The organism is Brevundimonas sp. NIBR11 (genome assembly GCF_027912535.1).
Taxonomy (GTDB): Bacteria; Pseudomonadota; Alphaproteobacteria; order Caulobacterales; family Caulobacteraceae; genus Brevundimonas.
In genome coordinates this window covers 2,321,537-2,338,181 of record NZ_CP115465.1, presented here as the reverse complement: position 1 = coordinate 2,338,181, position 16,645 = coordinate 2,321,537, and the positions used below count along the sequence as shown (strand labels likewise).

General features: G+C 67.0%; 23 protein-coding genes. 14 read left to right on the top strand and 9 right to left on the bottom strand.

The window, feature by feature from the left end; all coding sequences use genetic code 11:
• Position 1 precedes the first annotated feature (1 nt).
• Genes O5O43_RS11825 through O5O43_RS11815 form a run of 3 tightly spaced genes read right to left on the bottom strand, consistent with a single transcriptional unit; the run spans position 2 to position 1,298 of the window.
• Positions 2 to 451, bottom strand: a complete 450-nt coding sequence (locus tag O5O43_RS11825; protein WP_271084090.1) for a DMT family transporter — start codon at positions 449 to 451, stop codon at positions 2 to 4.
• Between the two features lie 10 nt (positions 452 to 461).
• A complete protein-coding gene (locus O5O43_RS11820; RefSeq protein WP_271084089.1) occupies positions 462 to 932 on the bottom strand; it encodes an NUDIX domain-containing protein in 471 nt (156 codons plus the stop codon).
• 9 nt (positions 933 to 941) lie between these two features.
• The gene (locus tag O5O43_RS11815; RefSeq protein WP_271084088.1) at positions 942 to 1,298 is read right to left on the bottom strand and encodes an arsenate reductase family protein; all 357 of its coding nucleotides are present in this window, start codon (positions 1,296 to 1,298) and stop codon (positions 942 to 944) included.
• Positions 1,299 to 1,514: 216 nt separating this feature from the next.
• Between O5O43_RS11815 and O5O43_RS11810 the strand changes: the two genes are divergently transcribed.
• From O5O43_RS11810 to O5O43_RS11785, 6 genes are all read left to right on the top strand, one after another.
• The gene (locus tag O5O43_RS11810; RefSeq protein WP_271084087.1) at positions 1,515 to 2,279 is read left to right on the top strand and encodes an SDR family oxidoreductase; all 765 of its coding nucleotides are present in this window, start codon (positions 1,515 to 1,517) and stop codon (positions 2,277 to 2,279) included.
• Between the two features lie 8 nt (positions 2,280 to 2,287).
• Positions 2,288 to 2,662: a dihydroneopterin aldolase gene (gene folB / locus O5O43_RS11805; RefSeq protein WP_271084086.1), complete on the top strand. Its 375-nt coding sequence runs from the start codon at positions 2,288 to 2,290 to the stop codon at positions 2,660 to 2,662.
• Between the two features lie 52 nt (positions 2,663 to 2,714).
• Positions 2,715 to 3,236 carry a 6-carboxytetrahydropterin synthase gene (locus O5O43_RS11800; protein WP_271084085.1) on the top strand — a complete coding sequence of 174 codons (522 nt, stop codon included), beginning with the start codon at positions 2,715 to 2,717 and terminating at the stop codon, positions 3,234 to 3,236.
• A gap of 37 nt (positions 3,237 to 3,273) precedes the next feature.
• Entirely contained in the window at positions 3,274 to 3,945 is a 672-nt protein-coding gene (locus tag O5O43_RS11795) for a hypothetical protein (RefSeq protein ID WP_271084084.1), read from the top strand.
• Positions 3,946 to 4,025: 80 nt separating this feature from the next.
• Complete coding sequence (locus O5O43_RS11790; RefSeq protein WP_271084083.1) at positions 4,026 to 4,415, top strand: hypothetical protein; 390 nt, start codon at positions 4,026 to 4,028, stop codon at positions 4,413 to 4,415.
• Between the two features lie 68 nt (positions 4,416 to 4,483).
• Complete coding sequence (locus tag O5O43_RS11785; protein WP_271084082.1) at positions 4,484 to 4,771, top strand: GNAT family N-acetyltransferase; 288 nt, start codon at positions 4,484 to 4,486, stop codon at positions 4,769 to 4,771.
• Here the strand turns inward: O5O43_RS11785 and O5O43_RS11780 are convergent.
• A complete protein-coding gene (locus O5O43_RS11780) occupies positions 4,768 to 5,757 on the bottom strand; it encodes an SDR family oxidoreductase (protein WP_271084081.1) in 990 nt (329 codons plus the stop codon). The genes O5O43_RS11785 and O5O43_RS11780 overlap by 4 nt on opposite strands.
• A 98-nt stretch (positions 5,758 to 5,855) precedes the next feature.
• Here O5O43_RS11780 and O5O43_RS11775 point away from each other — a divergent pair, with 98 nt between their 5' ends.
• Entirely contained in the window at positions 5,856 to 6,521 is a 666-nt protein-coding gene (locus tag O5O43_RS11775) for a DUF4126 domain-containing protein (protein WP_271084080.1), read from the top strand.
• Here the strand turns inward: O5O43_RS11775 and O5O43_RS11770 are convergent.
• Positions 6,493 to 6,801: a hypothetical protein gene (locus O5O43_RS11770; protein ID WP_271084079.1), complete on the bottom strand. Its 309-nt coding sequence runs from the start codon at positions 6,799 to 6,801 to the stop codon at positions 6,493 to 6,495. The two genes, O5O43_RS11775 and O5O43_RS11770, sit on opposite strands and share 29 nt — an antisense overlap.
• Positions 6,802 to 6,953: 152 nt before the next feature.
• On the opposite strand from O5O43_RS11770, the gene O5O43_RS11765 reads away from it, so the two are divergent.
• Complete coding sequence (locus O5O43_RS11765; protein WP_271084078.1) at positions 6,954 to 7,334, top strand: hypothetical protein; 381 nt, start codon at positions 6,954 to 6,956, stop codon at positions 7,332 to 7,334.
• A gap of 57 nt (positions 7,335 to 7,391) precedes the next feature.
• Here the strand turns inward: O5O43_RS11765 and O5O43_RS11760 are convergent, their stop codons facing one another.
• The gene (locus tag O5O43_RS11760) at positions 7,392 to 9,257 is read right to left on the bottom strand and encodes a monovalent cation:proton antiporter-2 (CPA2) family protein (RefSeq protein ID WP_271084077.1); all 1,866 of its coding nucleotides are present in this window, start codon (positions 9,255 to 9,257) and stop codon (positions 7,392 to 7,394) included.
• 64 nt (positions 9,258 to 9,321) lie between these two features.
• Entirely contained in the window at positions 9,322 to 10,128 is an 807-nt protein-coding gene (locus O5O43_RS11755) for an alpha/beta hydrolase (protein WP_271084076.1), read from the bottom strand.
• 45 nt (positions 10,129 to 10,173) lie between these two features.
• Between O5O43_RS11755 and O5O43_RS11750 the strand changes: the two genes are divergently transcribed.
• Positions 10,174 to 10,431 carry an Lrp/AsnC family transcriptional regulator gene (locus O5O43_RS11750; RefSeq protein ID WP_271084075.1) on the top strand — a complete coding sequence of 86 codons (258 nt, stop codon included), beginning with the start codon at positions 10,174 to 10,176 and terminating at the stop codon, positions 10,429 to 10,431.
• Here the strand turns inward: O5O43_RS11750 and O5O43_RS11745 are convergent.
• A complete protein-coding gene (locus O5O43_RS11745) occupies positions 10,397 to 10,930 on the bottom strand; it encodes a GNAT family acetyltransferase (RefSeq protein ID WP_271084074.1) in 534 nt (177 codons plus the stop codon). The two genes, O5O43_RS11750 and O5O43_RS11745, sit on opposite strands and share 35 nt — an antisense overlap.
• A 134-nt stretch (positions 10,931 to 11,064) precedes the next feature.
• Between O5O43_RS11745 and O5O43_RS11740 the strand changes: the two genes are divergently transcribed.
• The 5 genes from O5O43_RS11740 (at position 11,065) to O5O43_RS11720 (ending at position 16,236) form a co-directional block, all read left to right on the top strand.
• Positions 11,065 to 12,243: an acyl-CoA dehydrogenase family protein gene (locus O5O43_RS11740; protein WP_271084073.1), complete on the top strand. Its 1,179-nt coding sequence runs from the start codon at positions 11,065 to 11,067 to the stop codon at positions 12,241 to 12,243.
• Positions 12,244 to 12,247: 4 nt separating this feature from the next.
• Complete coding sequence (locus O5O43_RS11735) at positions 12,248 to 13,369, top strand: acyl-CoA dehydrogenase family protein (RefSeq protein ID WP_271084072.1); 1,122 nt, start codon at positions 12,248 to 12,250, stop codon at positions 13,367 to 13,369.
• A gap of 238 nt (positions 13,370 to 13,607) precedes the next feature.
• Positions 13,608 to 14,906, top strand: coding sequence for a homogentisate 1,2-dioxygenase (gene hmgA / locus O5O43_RS11730; RefSeq protein ID WP_271084071.1), 1,299 nt, complete (start codon positions 13,608 to 13,610; stop codon positions 14,904 to 14,906).
• Positions 14,907 to 14,915: 9 nt separating this feature from the next.
• Positions 14,916 to 15,272, top strand: coding sequence for a hypothetical protein (locus tag O5O43_RS11725; RefSeq protein ID WP_271084070.1), 357 nt, complete (start codon positions 14,916 to 14,918; stop codon positions 15,270 to 15,272).
• 160 nt (positions 15,273 to 15,432) lie between these two features.
• On the top strand, positions 15,433 to 16,236 hold the full coding sequence (locus tag O5O43_RS11720) for a DUF1295 domain-containing protein (protein ID WP_271084069.1): 804 nt from the start codon (positions 15,433 to 15,435) through the stop codon (positions 16,234 to 16,236).
• A 61-nt stretch (positions 16,237 to 16,297) separates the two neighbouring features.
• Here the strand turns inward: O5O43_RS11720 and O5O43_RS11715 are convergent, their stop codons facing one another.
• The gene (locus O5O43_RS11715) at positions 16,298 to 16,564 is read right to left on the bottom strand and encodes a hypothetical protein (RefSeq protein WP_271084068.1); all 267 of its coding nucleotides are present in this window, start codon (positions 16,562 to 16,564) and stop codon (positions 16,298 to 16,300) included.
• Positions 16,565 to 16,645 lie beyond the last annotated feature (81 nt).

Sequence of the window (16,645 nt, the reverse complement as noted above, 5' to 3'; positions counted from 1 at the left end):
CTCAGCTGCGGCGCACGAGGACGACGCCGGCGATGACGAGAGCCACACCGGCGATCCGGCCAAGGTTGACCGGAGCGCGAGGCACGCCGAACGCGCCGAAATGATCGAGCGCCAGGCTGATGATGAGCTGGCCCGCCACCATCAGGGTGATGGTCATGGCCACGCCCAGACGCGGAACGGCCCAGGTCGCCGCGACCACGAAGATCGCGCCATACAGGCCTCCGACCCAGGCGTACCAGGGCAGGCCCTTGGCTGCCGTAATGTCCGGCCGGGTGTGCAGGATGGCGGCGAGGAGGCCGAGTGCCGCCGTGCCGACGGCGAAGGAGACGAAGGCGGCGTTGACCGGACTGGCCACGGCCGTCGCCAGCCGGGCGTTCGTCGGCGCCTGGAGCGCGGTGGCGCCGCCGGCCAAAACGACGGCCAGCATGGCGATGTAAGGGGCGAAGTTCATGGCGAAGCCTTTACCAGCGCGAATCGATGGGCGCACCGCCGAACATCTCCGCCATGCGCGAACGCGTCGATCGGTGCGCATCCTCGGGCAGGTTCAGGGGGTCGAACCAGCCGGTCTCTGCGATCTCGCCGTGATGGGTCAGTTCGCCCGCCTTGAAGGCGTCGAAGCGATAGACCAGCACATGATCGCCCCGGAAGAACCGCTCGTTGGAATGGACGGAGACCAGCCGGCCGGGCGCCGTGGCGATCAGTCCCGTCTCTTCGACCAGTTCACGCGCGGCGGCCTCGCCTGTGGTCTCGCCGCGATCGACGCCTCCGCCGGGCAACCACCAGCCGGCCAGATAGGTGTGTTTCACCAGCATGACGCGGCCCTGGGCATCCACCGCCACGGACCGCACGCCCAGGGTCATGCCGCGCGACAGCCGCGACACGAAGAAGAAGATCGGGCGGGTGAAGGGCTCGATTCGGACGCGCCAGTTCATGGGGCGAGGCTACAGGGCCGGAAGGACCTCGAACACCCGTTCGACCGGTCGGGCCACGACGACGCCGAGGGGGCTTTCGACGATGGGACGTTCGACCAGGATCGGGTGGGCGACCATGGCGGCGATGACGACGTCGTCCGAGGCGTTCGTGCCCAGCAGAGCCGCCTCCGCCTCCCCCGTTCGCAGGATTGCTCTCGCCGGCTCTCCCAAGCGCTCCAGCAGGCCGCGCAGTCTCTTCTCGGTCCAGCCAACCTCGCGATAGAGGATGATCTCCGGCTCGATCCCTCGCGCCTGTATCAGGTCCACCGTCGCACGCGACTTGGAGCAGTCGGGGTTGTGAAAGACCGTCACAGGAAAATCAGTCATGACCGCCTTGTCCGACAGGAGGCGGGGTGAGGCAACCTGGACATCTGCGTCTTGCGAGACCTTTGACTGCCATCCGACGCGCGTGGCGGCCTTGAACCGACGGCCCGGCGCCGGTATGCCCGCCCGACTATCAGGAGCTTTCCATGCTGGCCCTCTACATCATCCTCGGTTTCGTCGCCGTTGTCGGCGCCTTCAACTTCTTCGAGTTCGGCCGGGTTGACTGAACCTCGCGCGTCGTCCGATCGAGGCGCGGCGCTCGTCACCGGTGGAGCGCGCCGGATCGGTCGCGCCATCGTGCTGGCCCTGGCCGCGCGCGGCCATGACGTCGCCATCCATCATCGCGATTCGGTTGAGGACGCAGAAGCCCTGGCCGAAGAGGTTCGCGCCCTCGGCGTCCGAGCCGCCGTCGTTTCCGCCGACCTGACCGAAGAAGCCGAGGTCCGCGCCCTGATGCCCGCCGCCGGGAAGGCCCTGGGGGCGATCTCCGTCCTGATCAACAACGCCTCGGTGTTCGAGGACGACCGCGTCGGCGACCTGTCGCGCGAGACCTGGCGCCTGCATCTGGAGACCAATCTGCGGGCGCCGGTGGTGCTGGCCGAGACCTTCGCGGCCCAGGCCCCGGACGGATCGTCGATCGTCAACCTGCTGGACCAGCGGGTGTTGAAGCCCGATCCGCGCTTCTTCTCCTACGCCCTGTCGCGAAACGGCCTGTGGTGGGCGACGCGGACCCTGGCCCAGGCCCTCGCTCCCCGCATCCGCGTCAACGGCGTGGGGCCCGGCCCGACACTGGCCTCCATCCACCAGTCGGAGGCGCAGTTCGCCGCCGAACAGGCCGCCATGCCGCTGGGCCACGGTCCGTCGCCGGAGGACATCGCCGAGGCTGTCGTTTATCTTGTGGGCGCGCAGTCCGTCACGGGTCAGATGATCGCCGTCGACGCCGGCCAGCACCTGGCCTGGCAAACCCCCGACATCGCCGAGTGAACAGCGCCGTGACCCAGTTTCCTTCGGCCGCCCGGCGCGAAAACCTGACCGTCTTCGTGAAAGGCCTGCGGGTCGAGGCGGGCATCGGCGTCTACGATCACGAGCATGGACGGCTCCAGACCCTCGTCATCGACGTGACGCTGGATCTTGGCCAGGCAGAGGTCCACGGCCTCCACGACACCATCAACTACGAGACCATCGCCGCCTCGGTCCGCCGCATAATCGCCGAGGGGCATGTTGGTCTCGTCGAGACCTTCGCCGAACGGTTGGCCCTCCACTGTCTGGAGGATCGACGGGTGCTGGGAGTCACCGTCCGGGTTGACAAGCCGGGCGCGCTGGAGGCCGCCGACGGGGCCGGGTGCGAGCTGACCTATCGGCGCTGATCAAGGTCCAGCCTTGCCTTTGCCGGCTTTCGGCACGACATGTCGCCGCGCAATGCCCCAGGTTCGTTTCACACGCCGCTTTTCGATGGCCCATCGTCTGCTGGCCGACCCCTCGTCGCGCTGCGCGGTGCCGCATGGTCATAACGAGTTCGTCCACGTCGTCCTGGCCACCGACGCGGAGATGGATTTCGGCGGCTCCAACTACGTCGCCTCGTTCGAGACGCTGAAAGGCCGCTGGCACGGCTTCATCGACAAGGCCGTGGATCACGCGTTTCAGATGAACGCCGTCGATCCCATGCTGGCGTGGTTTCGGGAGACCGAACCGCAGCGCGTGCCTCGCTTGATGGTCTTCGATGGCGACCCGACGACCGAGGCCTTCGCCGTCGCCCTGAGGCGCAAGCTCGACGCCATCTTGGCCGCCGATGGCTCGCCCTATCGCTGCGTCGAACTGACGCTCGAAGAGACGCCGACCAACGCCATCCTGATCGGCGAGCATCTAAGCGCCGCCGAGCGCGGTTGGATGGCCGGAAGCTGGATGGACCGGGCCGATCTCTCGATCAACGACCTCGGCTGACTTGCCTCGGACGGGCCGCCCCGCCATTGTCGCCACCATGAACGCGAGGACCCCGATGGCCGAGCCCGGCGATCCCAGTGCACGCCGGCCGTCCGAGCCGGACCATCATGACGACGACCTGATCGGATTCGCCACACCCGCGGCGCTCGAGGGCCGGACGCGTGAGCGCAGACCCGTCGAGCCGGAGCCGAAAGTCGGGGCCGGGTTGTTCGAACCGACGCCTGGCCCGGTCGTCGCCCCGGTTCCCGAGATGGCTGCTCCGACGCCGATCCCGGCCCCGCCGCCCGCGCCCGAACCGGTTCCCCGCTGGGCGCGCGAGACGCCGGTCGCCGAACAACCTGTCGGAAGCTTCGCACGTCGCGGCGAACAACAGGCGCCGATCGACGGCGCCATGGGCATTTACACCGTCTACGCCCTGATTCTCTTCGCGGTGCCGACGCTGGGCGTCTCCGCCGTGCTCGCCCTTCTGGCCGTCACCGGCCGGGCGGCTCCAAAAGGCGAGATCGCCGCGAGCCACTTCATGTTCCAACAGCGCACCCTTTGGGCGGGCGCGGTGGTCGCCCTGCTCGGCGCTATCCTGATCGCCGTGGGCCTGGGGGTCTTCGTTCTGTTCGTTCTGGCGGTCTGGTTGATCCTTCGGGGCGCTGGAGGCGTTCTGAAGCTGAAGGCGAGCCGACCGATCGAGAAGCCACGCGCCTGGCTGTTCTGAGCCTGATCGGCTGAGGAGGGATCGTGCAGCGATCCGGCCGATCCCGTGAATAAGGCTCTCGTCAATAAAGGAGCGACTGAATGTTCGACGCATCCCAACCCCGTCTCGAGGCGGGCCACGAAGCCGAGGGCAAGCCCGCCGCTCTAGTGGCCTGGGCGCTCTATATCCTTTCGATTCCTTCGGCGAACGTGTTGGTTCTGGTCGGACTGGTGGTGTCCTACGCCGCGCGCGGTTCGGCCACGGGCGTCGCACGCCAGCATATCGAGGCCCAGATCGCGCTGTTCTGGTCGGTCTTCTGGTGGACCATCGCCCTGTGGGTGCTGATCGCAATCTCAAGCGTCGCCTCGATCGTGCTGATCGGCATCCCCTTCCTGCTTCTGTTTCTCCTGCTCTGGTTCCTGCTCAGCGTCTGGTTCACCGTGAAGAGCGTTCTGGGGCTGCTGAACCTTCTGGCTGACAGGCCCGCCTGATCATACGTGACCGTACGGAACGGTCCGCCGATGCAAGACATTCTTCTCGTAGCAACGAGGGGATCTTCATGACCGACTTCCGCGATGTCGTGGCCGAACAACGCTACGAACAGGGGTTCACGGATGGGGAGGGTCAGACGCGACGCGTCTGGGCCGACTATTCGGTGCAGGGAAACCGCCGCGCCATCCTGCACGTCGAGGCCGAGGATGAACTGCGCGGATCGGGCGCGGCGGGCCAGTTCATGCAGAGCCTGGCCGACCACGCCCGCGCAGAGGATCATCGCCTGACGCCGGTGTGCGGTTACGCCGTGGCCTGGTTCAAGCGTCATCCGGATCAGGCGGACGTCGTCGGCTAGCCTCCCGAATAGCCGCCGATGATCGGCAGCAACTCGCCGGTGATGAAGCTCGACATCTGGGGCGAGGCGAGGAAGACGTAGGCCGGAGCGATCTCTTCGGGCTGGGCGGGGCGCTTCATCACCGTGTCCTCCCCGAAATGAGCGACATCCTCGGCCTGTTTGTCGGCGGGGTTCAAGGGCGTCCAAACCGGGCCGGGCGCGACCACGTTGACGCGAATGCCGCGCTTCGCGAGGTGTGTACCCAGCGAGCGGGCGAAGGCGTGAATGCCGCCCTTGGTCATTGAATAGTCAAGCAGATCCTTGTTGCCGAGGATGCCCGTCACCGAACCGGTCATCACGATCGACCCGCCCGCCTTCATGTGCGGCACAGCCGCTTGGGTCAGGTTGAAGTAGCCGTAGAGGTTGGTCTTCAGCGTCCGGTCGAAATGCTCGAAGGTCAGGTCCTCGAAGGCGTCGACATGTTCCTGGAAGGCGGCGTTAGGAACGACGACATCGAGGCGGCCGAAGGCCTTCAGCGTCTCGGCCACCGCCATCTTCGAAAAGGCCGGATCGGCGACGTCGCCCTTAAGGACGATGGCGCGACGACCCTCCGCCTCGACGGCCTTTTTCGTCTCCTCGGCGTCCGCGTCCTCGTCGAGGTGACAGATGGCGACATCGCAGCCCTCACGCGCGAACAGGACGGCCACGCCGCGACCGATGCCCGAGTCGGCGCCGGTGATGAGGGCCGCGAACCCCTCCAGCTTGCCCGAGCCCTTCCAGAAGGGGGCGTCGTACATCGGCGCCGGATCCAGCGCCGCCTCGTTTCCGGGCTTGGTCTGATGCTGCTGGGGGAAGGGGGGTTCCGGATAGCGGCGGGCGCCGGCCTGGACCGCACCCTTATCCTGACCCTCGCCGCCGCCCTGCTCCGCCTTGCCATCGATCTCCGACTGAATCTTCCGCTCGTGGTCGGCGGTGTTCTCGGCGGCGGGTACGAAACGGTCGGTCATGGGGCTCTCCTTGAAACTCCCCAGCGAAACCGGCGGACCCGCGCGCGGTTCCGGGTATTATCCTCCTCGGCGGCCTGTGTCTGATAAGGGACATCCGAATGGACGGCATCGATCTTCAAGGCGTTCAGCAGGGGCTGGAAACGGTCGCCGGACCATTTCAGGTCTGGGTCCTGCCCGCCCTCCTGGGGCTGGGCCTGGCCTCGGCGACGGGGCTGCGGACCTTTCTGCCGCTGTTGATGCTGGCGCTGGCGGTCAAGTTTCGCCTTTTCGGGATCGAGTTGAACGACCAGATGAGCTGGCTCGCGGACTGGCCCTCCATCGCCGCCCTGGGTGTCGCGGCGGTGGTGGAGTTCGCGGGCGACAAGATCCCCGTGGTCGATCACGGGCTGAACGTCATGGGCGCCTTCACCCGGCCGGTCGCGGGCGCGATCGCCGCGGGCAGCGTCTTCGCCGGGCTCGATCCGACCACGGCCGCCGTCGCCGGAATCATCGTCGGGGCGCCCGCGGCCTTCGCCTTCAACGCGGCCCAGGGTGGAGCCCGATTGACGTCGACGGCCACGACAGGCGGCGTCGGCAACCCGATTTTGTCTTTCATAGAGGACGTGCTGAGCGTCTTCACGGTGATCCTGGCGCTCCTCGCCCCGATCCTGGTCCCGGTGGTTTTGATCGTTCTGGCGGTGCTGCTGTTCCGCCTGGCCAACCGGCTGAGGGCGAAGCTTTACGCCCGCAACGGACTTACGGCAGACGCGACACGATCGCCTTGATGGTCTCGGCCTTGGCGGGGAGGTCTTCGGCCAAACGCGAGGCGATCTCGCGGGCGCCGACGGGATAGGCGTCGCCGCCCTTGGCGATCTCGTCGGCCAGGGACGCGGCCTCGCCGAGGATCCTCTCGAGCTGCTCAACCTGTTCGATGGCCAGGGCTCGGGCCTCGGCCTGAAGCCGTTTGACCCGATCGGCCGTCGTCTGCGGGCCACGCATCAGATCATAGACCTCGCTCTCGGCGACGAGACGAAGGTCGGGCTTGTTCGGCTTCTTGGTCGGCATGGCGAGTCCCTTTCCAACGCAAACAATGGCGCCAAAGGCCAAGCTGTTCCTCGCTTGGTGGCCGCGCGTGGCTTTAAGCGAACGACTGTTGCCGAAGCGCCGCATAGGGGGCGGTCTTCAATGGTCAGGCTTTAGGCGAAGGTGGGCGATCGATGGTCGGTTTTCAGGCAGTGATGGGTCTCGCCCTGGGTCTGTTTGCGGCGGCCGCGCCTGCGGGGCGCCCGGAACGGACGGTCAGCGAGATCCCCTATGTGACCTGCGACGGATCGCGCTGGCGCGTGCGGCTGGAGAGTGAGGTCTTCATTCACACCCCGGAGGCCGGCGGCCCGTCACACGACAACATCATGCGCTATCGCACCTGGGGCGGGGCCTGCTGGCAGGCGAGTTGGAACCCCTATCGCCGAGAGTTCTTCCATGTCCCGGTCGGGGCCGGGCAGTCTCACAGGGATGCGATCCTGAATTTCGAGGACTGGGACGGCCAGCGCTGGACCGCGCGGCGCGAAGGCGGCGACTGGGTCGTCATCCAGCCCTAGAGCCTGCTCCCGACAGGCGTACGCGATGCTCCGGTCGGATCGGGCTCCAGGCTTGGCTCAGGCCTGCTCCTGCCGCCGTTCCTCGTCCTCGGCGACCATGACCTCAGCGGTGTCCTCGTTCAGGGCTCGGGCCTCGCGGCGCGGCTTCACATAGGGTTCCGGCTGCGGCGTGGAGGTGTTGTTGCGCCACAGGCTGCGCCCCGCCTGCAAGCCGCCCGTGACCTGGAGCGTCAGGCGCTCCTCGTCGCGGCGACGGACGTCCTCGATGGTCTCGCGGGCCTCGTCCTCGGAGAAGCCAAGGTCCTTCAGCACATGCTCGCCGAAGGCCAGGGCGCTTTCAAAGGTCTCGCGGATGTGGAACTCCACGCCCGCGTTGATCAATCGTATCGAGTGGCCGCGATCGTAGGCGCGCACGAACAGCTTGGTCAGGGGGAACTCGGCCTTGACCAGCTCCACGATCCGGTCGGCGGCTTCCGGCTTGTCCACGCAGACCAGGATGGTCTCAGCCGTCTCGGCCCCGGAAGCCCGCAGTACGTCCAGCCGCGAGCCGTCGCCGTAATAGACCTTGAAGCCGAAGTTTCCGGCGGCCTGAATCATCTCCACATCCATGTCGATGATCGAAACGTCCACGTCGCGCGCCAAAAGCGGCTGACAGACTACCTGGGCGAAGCGGCCGAAGCCGATGACCAGCACCCGCTCGCGCAGGTTCTGGGCCCGGTCGACCCCGTCCACCTCGTCGACGTCGATCTCGGCCTCCTTGAGGAAGAAGCGCGACACCACCGCCGTCACCAATGGCGTGGCCACCATCGACAGGATGACGATGGCGGTGAAGATCGCCGCCGTCCTGGCGTCGAACAGCCCGGCCATCATGGCCGCGCCGAACAGGACGAAGGCGAACTCTCCCCCTTGCGCGAACAGGGCCGAGCGCTCCAGCGCCTCGGGGTGTTTGGCCTTGAACAGGCGGGCGATCGTGTAGATGCCGATGGCCTTGACCAGCATGAACACGACGACCCCGCCGACGACCCAGCGCCAGTCGGTCACGACCACGCCGAGGTTCAGCGACATCCCGACCGACAGGAAGAACAGGCCGAGCAGGATCGACCGGAAGGGATCGACGTCCGCCTCCAGCTGATGCCGGAAGGTCGAATCCGACAGCAGGACGCCGGCCAGGAAGGCGCCCATGGCCATCGACAGCCCCCCGAGAGACAGGGCCCAGGCCGCGCCGCAGACGACCAGCAGGGCGGCGGCCAGCATGACCTCGCGCCCGCCGTACTTGGCCAGCTGACGGAAGATGGGATTGATCGCGTATTTGCCGGCCAGGATGACCCCGACGACGGCGGCGACGGCGAAGCCGATCGTCTGCCACAGGGGCGGTCCGTCCTGGGCCGTGCCCAGCGCCGTCCCCAGCACCGCCACGATGGCCAGAAGAGGCACGATGGCGAGGTCTTCCAGCAACAAGATCGACACCGCCCGCTGACCGTGCGGGGTGTTGATCTCGTTGCGCTCATCCAGGGTCTGCATGATTACAGCGGTCGAGGACAGGACGAAGCCCGAGGCGCCGACGAAGGCCACGGCCGGGGCGATGCCGAAGGCTATGGCGGTGAGGGTCAGAAGGACAGAAGCCGTGACCACCTGGGCCGCCCCGAGGCCGAAGATTTCCTTGCGTAGCTTCCACAGCTTCGCCGGTCGCATCTCCAGTCCGATGATGAACAGGAACATGACCACGCCGAGCTCGGCAACGTGGAGAATGGCCTCGGCATCGCCGATCATGCCGAGCGCGAAGGGGCCGATGATCACCCCGGCGGTCAGGTAGCCCAGCACCGAACCCATGCCGAGCTTGCGGAACAGGGGCACGGCGACGACGGCGGCGGACAGCAGCACCACCGCGTGGCCGAGATTCATGCCTGCTGCCGGGTCCGCCATGATCGCTCCGTGTGGTCAGGCCACTATTGTGGCGATCCCGGCGCGCGATTGCGACCCCTGACGGTTACGCTTTCGCCAGTTCTACGATCCGCCGCACCAGGCTGCTGTCCGGATCGGAGAGCGGGTCCAGCACGGTGAAATGGTTCAGGCCGGGCAGGGCTTCGAACCGAGTGTCCACCCCCTTGCCGCCCCAGTCGTCCGCCATGTCCCGCGACTGGCGCACGAACTCGGCCGTCTCAGCGGCGCCGACGACGCAATCCAGCACCGTCCCGCCCGGCGTCGATCCGTTCGGCACGGGCCAATGGACCGGCGACAGGGCCGCGGCTTCCCGCGCGTCCAGCCCCAGCGCCGCGTTAAGCGAGGTCGGGACCAGAGGCTCCAGATTGAACAGGCCGGAGATCGCCACGGCCCCACCCGCCCGGCCCTCGGACAACATGCAGGCCGACAGATGCCCTCCCGCCGAATGGCCGAACACGACCGGACGCTTGCCGGTTCGGGCGCGGATCAACTCCACCGCATCGCGCATCTGGCTGACGATCTTCCCCAGGCGCACGTTGGGGCAAAGGTCGTAGGACGGAATGGCGACGCTGACGCCGTGTTCGAGGAGCGCCAACGCGACCCAGCTGAACCACGACTTGTCGAGCGCCTGCCAGTATCCGCCGTGGATGAAGACCGCGACGGGCGCGTCCGGCCCGGCCTCGAACAGGTCCATCACCTCGCGTTCGCCGGACCCGTAGGGCAGGGCGGTCGGGGGATGGGCGGCGCGGGCTGTCTCGGCGTCCGCCTTCCAGCGCGCCATGACGACAGGGTGGTCCGGCACCGCCGCGCGGTTGTTGTATTCGGCTTCGAGATCGAGGGGCTTATCCGACACGTCCGCATCCGCTACTCAGACCCGCGAACACCGGAGTCCACGACCATGATGACCGCCATCTTCGTCTTCATCAAATGCGAGCTGGGCCACGCCAACGACGTCGCCGCCGACATGGTGGACAATGTCGAGAACGTTTCGGAGGTCTATTCGACCTCGGGTCAGTACGACCTGCTGGCCAAGTTCCAGCTGCCGAAGGAGATGGACATCGGGACCTTCGTGACGAAGTCGGTCCAGACCCGGCCCCATATCCGCGACACCTTCACCGTCATCACGTTTTCGCCGTTCCTGCCTTCCCGCGTCTGACGGGTTTTCCGGCATCGACGCGGTCGGCGTCGTCCTCGGCCTCGTCGTCTTCCCCGACCTTCTCCTCGACCGTCGCCGACAGGCGCTGGAAGATGCCCAGGCCGATCAGCACAAACACCGACGCAGCCAGAAGCGCCGTGGGATAGCCCATCTGGGTTACGTCCTCGCGGGCCGTCTTGAAAACCATGACCAGCGCCTCGAGGAACAGGGCGATGATGATCGTGGACAGGAACTTGGTCAGGCTGCGTCGCGCCTCGGCCGCGCTGCGCTTCTCGTTTCCGCGCCGAACCTCGTCCTCGAAAAGGTATTTGGCCACGTCGAACACGGCGATGGCGACGATCACATAGCCGAGCACGTCCAGTACGGCGTCCGCTCCCGACGCGTCGGGGTTGGCGAACCCCTCCCACGCTTCGCGCAGTCCCAGCACGACGAGGGCCGTTGCCAGCAACATCAACAACAGGCTGGCGGCGGCGAAAACGCCGCGTGTCACGTAGGTCATGGTGAAGCTTCCCGATTCGCCGTCACAAACGCGCGAGCGGGGGCGATGTTGCCGCGACGACAGGGTGGCGAAACGCAACTGAACGCTGCTAACCTGCTTCGATAGACGCCGGGACAGGCGTCACGGAGGACGCCATGGCCGATCTGGAAACCTTCCGCGCCGAGACGCGCGCCTGGCTGGAGGCGAACTGCCCGGCCGAGTGCCGCGGCCCGCTGGACAATGACGAGGACCGGGTCTGGGGCGGGCGCCAGGCGACTTTCAAGACCCCGGCCCACAAGCGCTGGATGGACGTCATGGCGGCGCGCGGCTGGACGGCGCCGCAATGGCCCACGGAATACGGCGGCGGCGGGCTGGACCGCGAGGAGGCCAAAATCCTGGCGTCGGAAATGCGCCGCATCGACGCACAGATGCCCCTGTCGTCCTTCGGCATCTGGATGCTGGGCCCGGCGTTGCTGCAGTTCGGGACCGAGGAACAAAAGAAGCGCTTCCTGCCCGAGATCGTGCGCGGCGAGATCCGCTGGTGCCAGGGCTATTCCGAGCCCGGCGCTGGCTCGGACCTGGCCGCCGTCCAGACCCGCGCCGAAGACAGAGGCGATCACTGGATCATCAACGGCCAGAAGATCTGGACCTCCTATGCCGACAAGGCCGACTGGATCTTCTGCCTGATCCGCACCGACCCGGAGGCGCCCAAGCATTTAGGCATCTCCTTCGTCCTGTTCGACATGGCCACGCCCGGCGTCACGACCAAGCCCATCGAGCTGATCTCCGGCAAGTCCGCCTTCTGCGAGACCTTTTTCGACGACGTGCGGGTTGAGAAGGAAAACCTCGTCGGCACGCTGAACCGGGGTTGGGACGTGGCCAAGGCGTTGCTGGCTCACGAGCGCACCATGATCGGCGCCGTCGGCGACATGGGCCGTCCAATGAGCCAGGTCGCGGTCGATTCCATCGGTCTGGACGACGCCGGTCGTCTCTACGAGCCAATGCTGCGGGCCAAGATCGCCGAGCTGGAGATCGACGCCGCCGCCTTCCGCCTGTCGATGGAGCGGGTCGGCGATCAGGTGAAGGCCAAACAGGTCTCGCCCGCCATCGCCTCCATGCTGAAATATTACGGCTCGGAGCTGAACAAGCGCCGCCACGAACTGGCCATGTCCGCCGGCGGCTCGGACGCCCTGGAGTGGGAAAGCGAGCGGTCGAACCACGGCACGCCCGCCCGCGACTGGCTGCGCACCAAGGCAAACTCGATTGAAGGCGGCACCAGCGAGGTGCAACTGAACATCATCGCCAAACACCTGCTTCAGCTGCCGGGAGCCTGAGCCCTTGCCCCTGATCCTCACCGAAGAGCAGACGATGCTGAAGGAGGCCGCCGACGGCTTCCTGTCGGAAAACGCCCCTATCTCGGCCCTGCGCAAGCTGCGGGACAGCCGCGACGCCGACGGCCTCTCGCGCGACCTGTGGAAGGCGTTCGGCGAAATGGGCTTCGCCGGCGTCATCATCCCGGAAGAGCACGGCGGCTCCGGCCTCGGCGCCGTGGAGGCGGGCATTGTGGCCGAAGGGCTAGGCCGCACCCTGACGCCGTCGCCGTATTTCGGCTCGTCGATCCTGGCCGCCCGCGTCCTGATCGACGCCGCCTCGGCTGAGCAACAGGCCGCCTGGCTGCCGAAGATCGCGGCGGGCGACGCCATCGTGTCGCTGGCGCTGGACGAAGGTCCGAAGCACCAGCCCAACCGCATCGCCACCACCGCCGAACGCTCCGGCAACGGATTTAAGCTGAATGGCGCGAAAGGCTTCGTGCTCGACGGCCATATCGCCGACGCCCTGATCGTCGCCGCGAAGACCGACGGCGGAGTGACCCTCTTCCTCGTCGATCCGAAGACCTCGGGCGTCGAGATCGAGCGCACCGTCATGGTCGACGCCCACAACGCCGCTCGCGTGACCCTGACCGACGTTCAGGTCGATGCCGACGCCGTCATCGGCGACGTCGATGCGGGCGAGGCCGCCCTTGAGGGCGCGCTCAACCTCGGCCGCGCCTGCGCCGCCGCCTGTCTGACCGGCGCGGGCGATCAGGCCTTCGCGACGACCGTCGAATACCTCAAGACCCGCAAGCAGTTCGGCAAGCTGATCGGCGAGTTCCAGGCCCTTCAGCACCGCGCCGCTCATCTGTTCACCGAGCTGGAGCTGGCCAAGGCCGCGACCTTGGGCGCCCTTCAACGCCTCGACGCGGGCGCGCCCAAGGCCGACCTCGCCGTCTCGGTCGCCAAGGCCAAGGCCGGACGCGTCGCTGAACTGGCGGTCCAGGAAGCGGTCCAGATGCACGGCGGCGTCGGCATGACCGACGAGTTCGACGTGGGCCTCTACATGAAGCGGGTCCGGGTCCTGAACGAACTGCTGGGCGACGCGGGCTTCCATGCGGAAAAACTGGCGAGAGCGGGGGGGTACTGAACCCTCCCTCTCCCAGTAGGAGATGGATATCCATCAACGGATCGTCCGATTTCCCTCATCGAATCAACGCTCGGCTCTAACGAAGCGCTTTTTGTCCGACGTCGAGCGAAACACCCGCATAATGAGCCGTCCGATCAGGGGGAGCGGCCTCCAGCCGAACGCTTCGAACGCTTCAGACGCTTCGGACGGTGTTTTCGCGTCCGGGACGGGCTAAGTCCCGATCAGGGAGACGATGCACATGACGCTGAACAGCGCGACCTATCTGACCGGCTTCGGCAATCACTTCGCGACGGAGGCCGTGCCCGGCGCCCTGCCGGTCGGCCGCAACTCTCCGCAGAAGACGCCGATGGGCCTCTATGCCGAGCAACTGAGCGGCACGGCCTTCACCGCCCCACGCGCCGAGAACCGCCGCAGCTGGCTCTACCGCCTGCGCCCCTCGGCCCAGCACCCGGCCTACCAGCCCTTCGACCAGGGCCGCGTTCGCTCCGGCCCCTTCCACGACGCCCCGCCCAGCCCCAACCGCATGCGCTGGGACCCTCTGCCGATCCCGACCGAGCCGACCGACTGGGTCGAGGGCCTGATCACCTACGGCGGCAACGGCGATGCGGAGGCCCAGGTCGGGGTCGGCGTCCACCTCTACGCCGCCAACCGCTGCATGACCGACCGCGTCTTCTACGACGCCGACGGTGAGCTGCTGATCGTACCGCAGCAGGGCGACCACGCCTTCGTCACCGAGTTCGGCCGCATCGAAGCCCAACCCGGCCACATCGTCGTCATTCCGCGCGGCGTGCGCTTCCGCGTCGAGTGCGATACGCCCATCCGCGGCTATGTCTGCGAGAACTACGGCGCCCCGTTCCGCCTGCCGGACCTCGGCCCCATCGGCTCCAACGGCTTGGCCAACCCGCGCGACTTCGAGGCGCCGGTCGCGGCCTTCGAGGACGTCTCCCGCCCGACCGAATGCGTGCAGAAATACGCCGGCCGCCTGTGGGTCACGACCTTCGATCATTCGCCGCTGGACGTCGTCGCCTGGCACGGCAACCTCGCGCCGTATCGCTGGGACACCGCGCGGTTCAACACCATCGGCACGGTCAGTTTCGACCACCCGGACCCGTCGATCTTCACCGTCCTGACTTCGCCCAGCGACACCGTCGGCACGGCCAACTGCGACTTCGTCATCTTCCCGCCCCGCTGGATGGTGGCCGAGGACACCTTCCGCCCGCCGTGGTTCCACCGGAATGTCATGAGCGAGTTCATGGGTCTGGTGACCGGCGAGTACGACGCCAAGGAAGGCGGCTTCGCCCCCGGGGGGGCCTCCCTGCACAACTGCATGAGCGGCCACGGTCCGGATCAGGCCAGCTACGACAAGGCGGTCTCGGCGACCCTTCAACCGGTGAAGATAGACAAGACCCTGGCCTTCATGTTCGAGACGCGTTTCCCCATCCGCACCACGGAATGGGCGCAAACCACCCCGACGATGCAGCTCGACTATGACGACGTCTGGATCGGCTTCGCCAAGGGCGACGTCGCCAACAAGTAAGGACTCCCCATGCGCATTCTGATCGCCGCCCTCGCCCTGATGGCCTCCGCCTGCTCGCCGATGGCCGAACAGGCGCCCGACGCCGCGACCCCCGGACAGACCGCAGAGGCCGCTTGCGCCGCACAGGGTGGCACGCTCCAACGGGTGGGCCGGATGCAGTCGGTCCAGTGCATCATCGCCTATGCCGACGCCGGCAAGCGCTGCACCGACGGCGACCAGTGCCAGGGCGACTGCCTGGCCCCCGCCGCCAGCGCCATTCCCGCCGGTCAGGCGGCGACGGGCCAATGCGCCGCCGACAGCAACCGCTTCGGCTGCGCCACCCGCGTCGAGGACGGCAAGGCCGACGCCACCCTCTGCATCGACTGATACGGGCGCTCCTCGCCGTGTTTGCGGCGGCCGTGCTCGCGTCCTGCGCGCTCACGGCCGCTCCGCCGACGACGCCGACCCAGCCGCAGGAGGCGCTGATCGTCCCGCACGACGACCGAACAGGACGCATCCGTCGGCGCCGTGCTAGCGTTGCTTTCGCATGACCCTGACCGATCTCGCCGCCCTGCTGGGCCTGAACCTGGCTCTGCTTGTCGTGACGATGCTGGCCCTGTGGGGACTGGCGCTCCGGCTTAAAGACGTCAGCTTCGTCGACGGCGTCTGGCCCTTGGGCATGCTGCTGCTGGCGTTGGCAACCTTCCCCCGCACGGATGGGGACCAGACGCGGAAATTCCTGCTGCTGTGGCTCTGCGCCGTCTGGGCCGTCCGCTTGGGCTGGCACCTGCTGAGGCGCTGGCGCGAGAAGGGAATCGACGGCCGCTATGCCGACATCGTCGAGACCCAGGAACGCGAACACGGCTGGAGCTTCGGCAAGACGGCCCTGCTGTTCGTTTTCCTGCCTCAGGCGGTGCTCGGTTGGCTGACATCGCTGCCGGTGCAGATGGGTCAGGTCGAGCATGGACCGATTGGCTGGATCGGTTGGATCGGGGCGATGATCGTGGTCGTCGGCATCGGCTTCGAGAGCATCGGCGACGCCCAGCTCTCAGCCTTCCGCAAGGACCCGAAGAACAACGGCAAGGTGCTGGACACGGGACTGTGGCGCTATACCCGCCACCCCAACTATTTCGGCGACGCCTGCGTTTGGTGGGGGCTGTGGCTGATCGCGGCGGAGACCGGCTGGGTCGGGATCGTCTCGGTGGTCGGACCGATATTCCTGACCTTCACCCTGACCAAGTGGTCAGGCATCGGCATCACCGAAAAGGCCATCGGTAAGACCAAGCCGAAGTACGCCGACTACATTCGCCGGACCAGCGCCTTCATCCCCATGCCGCCGAAGAAGCTTTGACAAACAGAAACCCCGCCGCTTCCGCGACGGGGTTTCGCAGTCATCCGGATTTCGGAAGGACTCAGTGAGCCGGAGCTTCCGGAGCCGACGGCGAGGTGTTCGGCGTGTTGGCCGTGGTCATGCCGCCGTCTGCGTTGCCGGCTTGCTGCTCGATGCGGTCGGCTTCGGCGTTCAGGGCCTGCTCTTGCGCTTCGTTCGGCGTGGCGGCGGCCTGGGCTTCCAGGGCGTCGGCTTGCTTCTCGGCGGTCTTGTCGGCGGCGGATTCGCCGCAAGCGGCCAGCGAGGCGGCCAGAGCCAGCGAGGCGGAAGCGATGATCAGTTTACGCATTGGGAAAGTCCCCTTCCATGTTGAAGCAACACAAACGCCACGCTTCGAGAAGGGTTCACGTCGTCGTGATAAAAAATGCGA

Excerpts from the sequence above, each read along its gene's own strand:
- hmgA (WP_271084071.1), top strand. The coding sequence starts at position 13,608 with ATGACGCTGAACAGCGCGACCTATCTGACCGGCTTCGGCAATCACTTC.
- O5O43_RS11750 (WP_271084075.1), top strand. The coding sequence starts at position 10,174 with ATGATGACCGCCATCTTCGTCTTCATCAAATGCGAGCTGGGCCACGCC.
- O5O43_RS11785 (WP_271084082.1), top strand. The coding sequence starts at position 4,484 with ATGACCGACTTCCGCGATGTCGTGGCCGAACAACGCTACGAACAGGGG.
- O5O43_RS11815 (WP_271084088.1), bottom strand. The coding sequence starts at position 1,298 with ATGACTGATTTTCCTGTGACGGTCTTTCACAACCCCGACTGCTCCAAG.
- O5O43_RS11745 (WP_271084074.1), bottom strand. The coding sequence starts at position 10,930 with ATGACCTACGTGACACGCGGCGTTTTCGCCGCCGCCAGCCTGTTGTTG.
- O5O43_RS11725 (WP_271084070.1), top strand. The coding sequence starts at position 14,916 with ATGCGCATTCTGATCGCCGCCCTCGCCCTGATGGCCTCCGCCTGCTCG.
- O5O43_RS11765 (WP_271084078.1), top strand. The coding sequence starts at position 6,954 with ATGGTCGGTTTTCAGGCAGTGATGGGTCTCGCCCTGGGTCTGTTTGCG.
- O5O43_RS11740 (WP_271084073.1), top strand. The coding sequence starts at position 11,065 with ATGGCCGATCTGGAAACCTTCCGCGCCGAGACGCGCGCCTGGCTGGAG.
- O5O43_RS11720 (WP_271084069.1), top strand. The coding sequence starts at position 15,433 with ATGACCCTGACCGATCTCGCCGCCCTGCTGGGCCTGAACCTGGCTCTG.
- O5O43_RS11780 (WP_271084081.1), bottom strand. The coding sequence starts at position 5,757 with ATGACCGACCGTTTCGTACCCGCCGCCGAGAACACCGCCGACCACGAG.
- O5O43_RS11770 (WP_271084079.1), bottom strand. The coding sequence starts at position 6,801 with ATGCCGACCAAGAAGCCGAACAAGCCCGACCTTCGTCTCGTCGCCGAG.
- O5O43_RS11715 (WP_271084068.1), bottom strand. The coding sequence starts at position 16,564 with ATGCGTAAACTGATCATCGCTTCCGCCTCGCTGGCTCTGGCCGCCTCG.
- O5O43_RS11795 (WP_271084084.1), top strand. The coding sequence starts at position 3,274 with ATGAACGCGAGGACCCCGATGGCCGAGCCCGGCGATCCCAGTGCACGC.
- O5O43_RS11820 (WP_271084089.1), bottom strand. The coding sequence starts at position 932 with ATGAACTGGCGCGTCCGAATCGAGCCCTTCACCCGCCCGATCTTCTTC.
- O5O43_RS11800 (WP_271084085.1), top strand. The coding sequence starts at position 2,715 with ATGCCCCAGGTTCGTTTCACACGCCGCTTTTCGATGGCCCATCGTCTG.
- O5O43_RS11790 (WP_271084083.1), top strand. The coding sequence starts at position 4,026 with ATGTTCGACGCATCCCAACCCCGTCTCGAGGCGGGCCACGAAGCCGAG.
- O5O43_RS11775 (WP_271084080.1), top strand. The coding sequence starts at position 5,856 with ATGGACGGCATCGATCTTCAAGGCGTTCAGCAGGGGCTGGAAACGGTC.
- O5O43_RS11760 (WP_271084077.1), bottom strand. The coding sequence starts at position 9,257 with ATGGCGGACCCGGCAGCAGGCATGAATCTCGGCCACGCGGTGGTGCTG.
- O5O43_RS11825 (WP_271084090.1), bottom strand. The coding sequence starts at position 451 with ATGAACTTCGCCCCTTACATCGCCATGCTGGCCGTCGTTTTGGCCGGC.